Annotated in this window: 5 protein-coding genes; 3 read left to right on the forward strand and 2 right to left on the reverse strand. The window is 68.1% G+C overall.

The features are described 5' to 3' along the window. Window positions 1–602: 602 nt before the first annotated feature. Window positions 603–1,079, reverse strand: a complete 477-nt coding sequence (locus tag ACIBF7_RS44885) for a hypothetical protein (protein WP_397199923.1) — start codon at window positions 1,077–1,079, stop codon at window positions 603–605. A 587-nt stretch (window positions 1,080–1,666) separates the two neighbouring features. Here ACIBF7_RS44885 and ACIBF7_RS44890 point away from each other — a divergent pair. After that, entirely contained in the window at window positions 1,667–2,152 is a 486-nt protein-coding gene (locus ACIBF7_RS44890) for a hypothetical protein (RefSeq protein WP_397199924.1), read from the forward strand. 279 nt (window positions 2,153–2,431) lie between these two features. Here the strand turns inward: ACIBF7_RS44890 and ACIBF7_RS44895 are convergent, their stop codons facing one another. Further along, complete coding sequence (locus ACIBF7_RS44895) at window positions 2,432–2,707, reverse strand: helix-turn-helix domain-containing protein (RefSeq protein ID WP_397199925.1); 276 nt, start codon at window positions 2,705–2,707, stop codon at window positions 2,432–2,434. A gap of 111 nt (window positions 2,708–2,818) precedes the next feature. Here ACIBF7_RS44895 and ACIBF7_RS44900 point away from each other — a divergent pair, with 111 nt between their 5' ends. Next, window positions 2,819–3,754 (forward strand): hypothetical protein, encoded by a 936-nt coding sequence (locus ACIBF7_RS44900; RefSeq protein ID WP_397034443.1) that lies wholly within the window; start codon window positions 2,819–2,821, stop codon window positions 3,752–3,754. Further along, the gene (locus tag ACIBF7_RS44905) at window positions 3,751–5,538 is read left to right on the forward strand and encodes a hypothetical protein (protein ID WP_397199926.1); all 1,788 of its coding nucleotides are present in this window, start codon (window positions 3,751–3,753) and stop codon (window positions 5,536–5,538) included. The genes ACIBF7_RS44900 and ACIBF7_RS44905 overlap by 4 nt, the downstream gene beginning before the upstream one ends. Window positions 5,539–5,781: the final 243 nt, after the last annotated feature.

Consider the following 5,781-nt stretch of genomic DNA (forward strand, 5'->3'; position numbering starts at 1 on the left):
GGGGTGTTCACGAGTGTGCCTGGCCTGGAAAGCAGCAGAGGCATGAAAGATCGCTTCCCGAGTTCCGCGTGATCGTTTCCCAGGTCGAGTGAGGCGCCCGCCTCGATGTGATCGGCTTGACAGTGGTTACGAGACCCGAAGGCGGTCCAGCTGAGGGTGGCAGCAGCGCAAACCGAGTTCGGTCGCGACCTGGACCGCGTACACCGAGGACTCCTCCGCGCGGCGGTACACCATGGGGAAGGAGACGTAAGGGGCCTGCCGCTTTTCCGATCAGCGGGGATGTTGACCAGGGAATATCCGCTTAGCCGTCCTTGTCCATCTCGTCCAGGTCCAGCCGGCACTGCAGGAGGCGCTGCACGTATTCCGCGAGCAGAGGGTCGGCGGAATCTCTGTGTCCGCGTGGATGTACTGGTTGTAGAGGGCGGAATGCATCTCTTCCGATTCTTGATCATTCGCGGGATACTCGCCCTCTCACACCGCGAGGTCATGGCTCATGCCGGGACGATGTCACTTTCGGGGCGAATCACACCTGGATGACTCAAGGTACTGGTGCCTCGGTTCGCGGTAGCGCAGCCCTCATGATGACCCGGGAATGGTGGGAGTCAGGGGCGCGGCACGTCGAGAACGATGACGGGCGCGTTCTCCGCGAGCAGTTGATCGGCGTCGAAGCCTACCCCGGTGGTCTGTTCGGTGAAGGCGAACACGGCGGCGCACTTGCCGTCGAAGTCGTCGCGGACCAGGCCGTCGAGCAGGGTGCGCAGACCGGCCAAAGCGGACGGGTCGCCATCCTCCTCCCGGCGGTCGCCGAAGACGAACTCCCACATCCGCGCCCTGATCCGCCCGTCGGCCGCGTAGACAACCGTGTGGCCGCCCTTGAAGTGCCAGGACGCCATCCACACCCGGGCACCCTCACTGACCGTGGCGAGAACCTGGTCCGAGAGCCCGTATCCATAGGTGAACTCCAGCAGACCCCAGGCGCCGTCGCCTTCGAAGGCGAAGAGCACGGGCCCGTCCGCCTCCAGCGCCTCCTCGGGCGGGTAGGCCATGACACGCTGTTCGGGGTCGCGGCCGCCGTTCACGCGCCATAAGACGTCGTCAAGACGTCGTCGAGGCCGAGATGCTCTCCGAGGGGCTGCACAACGATCCAGCAGAGGGCGTCCAGCCAGGCGACGCGGCGCAGGACGTCCCGGTAATGATCTATCACCTGCATATGAGAACACGCCGAGAGCCTCCGTGAGCAGGACACGGAGGCTCTCGGTGGGGATCATGAGCAGGCGCAGAACTCCCAGTGGTCCCTTCGTCACCTCCAGGACGCGCTCGTCCGGCGCTGAGAACAGCGGCTGATGACGTCATCGCCGGCGTCCTGATCGTCGACTTATGCATGAGTCGGATCATTTCCTACGACGGCGGAGCGGACTGGGTTCTCCAAGACTTTGCAGCGAGGGATCGCCTCAATGCGGCGCACAGTGAGTGGTTGTCGAGCCATCCGGCGAGCCTGTAGTCGCACAGGGACAGTTGTGCTCGGTGGTGGAAGAACTGATTGCAGAGGTGTCTCTTCACGTGGGCCGCAAAGCCATCTACAGTTACGGTTTGCAGGCACTGTGTAACTCTTTGCATTCGCACACTCTCTGCTAGTTGCGCACGGCGCCAGTACGTGGAGGTCGGCATGACGTTGGGCGAAGCATCGCTACTGGAGCAGCTGGCTGCGGACGAGGAGTCCGTCCGCGGGCAGCTTGAGTCGTTGCGTGAGCAGGTGGCGGCCCTGGAAGAGCGGCTGAGCGACCTGGCCACCGCCCGGAGGATAGTCGCGCCAATGCTGGCCGGGCATTCCGGGCCTGAGCGGGCACCGTCTGGCGGCACGCCTGACGGCCCGACGCACACCTCGCCAAAGGTTTCGGCGCCGAAACCGGTCGCCGGGCTCGACCAGCAGGTCGTTGTGATCATGGCGAGTTCCGGGCGGACGATGCGCGCCAAGGAAGTGGCTCAAGCGCTGGGCGAGCCCGACGTGCGGGGGCGGGTGGAGACCACCCGAGCACGGCTCAAGCGGCTGACGGCGCTGGGCTGGCTGACCCAGCACGAGCCGGGTCTGTTCTCCATCGCCGCGGGCATCAATGGCCACGCGCTGGGGGGAGTCGCCAACGACGAGGCATAAAGCGACAGACACATTGCAGACCAGGCGTTCAACGACGGTCGTGGGACGCCGGGCCGGACGAGCAGGGTGCCGCCGAGATTAGGCCCTCGGCGGCACCCGAGGTTGCGTGAGCACCCTCCAGGTTCTAACTGACAGTGTCTCGCGCACTCCCGAGAGTAACTCGAATGGGGGCCTTTGGGGAGGCGTCGAGCCTGGATTTCGCCTGCCCTGCGAGCGGCAGGGCAGGCGAGGGAAGGATCGACGATGCCCTCACCAGGGCGAGAAGGAGTCCGCCGCGGGTCAGCTTCCGCCCGCCCCGGTGGGCGAAGCAGGCCACAGCCGGACGGCCAGGCCGGCCTCCAGTTGGGCGATGGTGGCCACATCCGGCCAGCAACGCCCGACGACCACGTCGTTGACGGTCTGCCGGTTCACCCCACTGACCTCGGCCAGTCGGCGGAAACTCAGCCCTCGCTCGGCCATCACTGCTTGCAGAGCTGCGGCGATGGACTGGACGACGGCGGCGGCCGGATGGCCGGACAGATTCGCGTGGGGCCAGTTCTCCGGGTCGTCGGCCAACTCCCGGGGAGAGCGGGAACGCCCGCGTCCTCCGACCATGACAAACGACTCCTTTCGATAGATGTCGTCGCCCTCCGTAACGGCAGGTTGTCCTGCCGCTATGGATGGGGTGTGACCCTCGACGCGAAAACCTCGGCGAAGATCACCGACTACCGGCCGCAGCAGGCCACGCCGGAATGGGAACAGATCGCCGGGCACGTCCGGATGCTGGTCGCCGCCAGCGCCGACCGCTCCCCCTACCGAGTGCAGCGGCTGCTCACCGCGACCACCCGGCTGGCCGTGTGGTGTCACCGCTCCGGCCTGCCCGATGACCCGGAAGTGTGGCTGCGGCACGAAACGATCGACGCGTTCGTCCTGACCGGCTGCACCGATCTGGCCCCGAGCTCGGCGCAGACCTACCGGTCCTGGCTGCGGCACATGCGCGCCACGCTGGCCTGGCTGGAACGCGGCGAACAGGTGCCGCCACCGATGAAAGCCCCCAAGAAGGTCAGCCCGCCGTACTCGCCGGCCCAGCTCGGCCGCCTTCGCGGCTGGGCCGAACGCCTGCCTGGCCAGGCCAGGGGCGACGCTCTGGCGTTGATGGCGCTCGCCTTCGGCTGCGGTCTGGCCTCTGGAGAAGTGGCCGCCGTCCGCACCGGGCATCTGCGCCGCTTGGACTGCGGCGCGGTCGTGGTCGCCGTCCCCGGCACCGAGCGGTTGATCGTCTGCCGCGCCGCCTGGGAGGACGTCCTGGCTCATGCCGCCGACCAGCCGGGCGACCGGTTCGTGTTCCGGCCCAGGCGCACCGCTCGGCACGCCAAGAACCTGTTCAGCTCCTGGACGGCCCGCCACACCCCTACCGGTGGCCTGCCCGCCCTGTCGGTGCGCCGGCTGCGCTCCTCCTGGCTCGTCGAGTTGCTGAGCGCCCGCATCGATCTGGGGGTGGTGGCCGCCGCGGCCGGGATGAGCACCTCCGCACTGGCCCACTACCAACATTTCGTCCCCGTCCTGGACGAGTCCACCGCGGTCGCGCTGCTGCGCGGCAGGCCCGACAAACAGGCCAGGTGAGTACGGCGAAGCCACGCGCCTGGCCGCCGCGCACCACCCGAGCCCGAGCCACCCGGCCCCGGCCACCTGCCAAGCAGACGGCACAGATCCCCGATGCCGTCGTCGGTCACTATGCCCGGCTGCTGGACGACTCCGGCATCATGCCGCTGATCGACGCCGAACTCGGCCCGAGGCCCGGCCCGCCCGGGCTGCCCATCGCCGCGGTGCTGACCTGCCTGCTGCTGTCCATCAACCACACCGGCAAGGCCACGCTCGTCGAGGCCTGGCGGATCGCCGCGTTCTGTCTTAGCGCCGCCGCACGCCATCGGCTCGGTCTGCCCGACGTCCACCGCGAAGACATCCACCAGGTGCTCGCCTCTTCTCGCCGCTTCTACCGGGCCTTCGACCGCCTGACCACCCTGCTGGATCCAGCCCGCCACGATCGGCGCGCCCGCCTGCCCCAGCACCAGGCCGACGTGCTGGCCACCGCGTGGGAGCATGACGACCCAGCACACGCACGCAAGCGGGAACTGCTGCAGGACATCGTCACCGCGCTGGTGCTCACCCCAGTGCGCTGGGCCAAAGGCCGGGGCTACCTCCGTCACTTCCGCGGCGACGTCGGCATCGACACCACCGCCGCCCCCGTCTTCGCCCGCCCACCCCGGGCCCGCCGCTCCACCGGGGAACTGATCGCCTCCACCGAGATCACCGCAGGCTGGCACCACTCGGCCGGCAACGGCCCACCCGAGTACGGCTACAGTGCCACCCTCACCGTCGCCGCCCGCACCCGCCCGGCACTCGGCTCTTTCCCGCAACTGGCGCTCGGCCTGGTCCTGGACACCCCGCACAAACGCATCGGCGCCAACGCCATCACCACCCTCAAACCCCTGGCCGCCCTCGGCTTGCCTGCAGCATTCGCCGTCGCCGACCGCGCCTACACCGACCAGCAACCCGGCCACTTCGCCCGGCCCGCACGCGAACTCGGCTACCGGCTCGCCCTCGATTACAAAGTGGAGCAGCGGGGAGTGCAGGGCAGTGTCCACGACAGCCCGCTCATCGACGGCTCCCCAGCATGCCCGCTGATGCCCGACAGGCTTGCTCAGGCGACCACCGGCCTGGACGACGCCGCCATCCGCGCACCGTCGGAAGAGCTCACCGCGTTGATCGCCGCGCGAGAGCCGTACTTGCTGCGCCTCAAACAGAGCGCGAACGCAGACGGCGCCGTCCGCTACCAGTGCCCGGCAGCAGGCACCTCCCCATCGGTCACCTGCCCCCGCTTCGACCGTCTCCACCAGCGCGGACCCAGCCGACCCGCTGCGGTTGATCTGACCGACGCCCGGCAGCGAGCCGCCCACTCCGCGGCCAAACCCCGCGTCCTGCCGCCACAGCCTGATCTGAAGGCCAGCCAACTGCCGAAGATCTGCAGCCAACACACCATCACCATCCGCAAGGACGATCTCGGCCACCTCGACAAGTTCCGCCAGGACCTGGCCTACCTGAGTTCCGCCTGGATCGGAACCTACAAGTCTGTCCGGGCCAACACCGAAGGCATCAACGGCAGACTCAAGGGACACGACCTCGACCTCGGCGATGCCAAGAACCGGCTCGCCCACGGACGCGTCGCCCAGACCATCCTGGTCGCTCTGCTCGTCACTGTCGCCAACGACCACTTTCTCGACCAGTGGCGCCACATCCATGAGCTCCAGGACAGGCCCGTCACACTCGCCGACACGCCGCAGGCTCCGGCCCAGCCCTTCGACGGCATACCACCCGCAGGCCAGAGCAGGCCGCCACCAGCCCCATAAGCCGCAAAACCCGCCACCTTGTCGCAGCGCCCCGCTCACCGTCAGCTTCGCCATGCCCAACGGCCGGATCTCGCTCCTCCACCAGCCGCCTGCCACCACTCGGGCCTTCCCAGACGCCGACTCCGCAGGCCCCGAACCAGGACGAATCCAATTCGGAAACCCCTGAAACGACGAGATCCCGCCCGATCGCGATGATCAGACGGGATCCCGTCAACTTCAGTCCGGCCGTTTCAAGAACGGCCC

The sequence above is a fragment of the Nonomuraea sp. NPDC050478 genome (assembly GCF_044458265.1).
Classification (GTDB): Bacteria; Actinomycetota; Actinomycetes; order Streptosporangiales; family Streptosporangiaceae; genus Nonomuraea; species Nonomuraea ferruginea.

Bases quoted from the DNA above. Each gene is read 5' to 3' on its own strand.
- ACIBF7_RS44890 (WP_397199924.1), top strand. From the start codon at position 1,667: ATGACGTTGGGCGAAGCATCGCTACTGGAGCAGCTGGCTGCGGACGAG.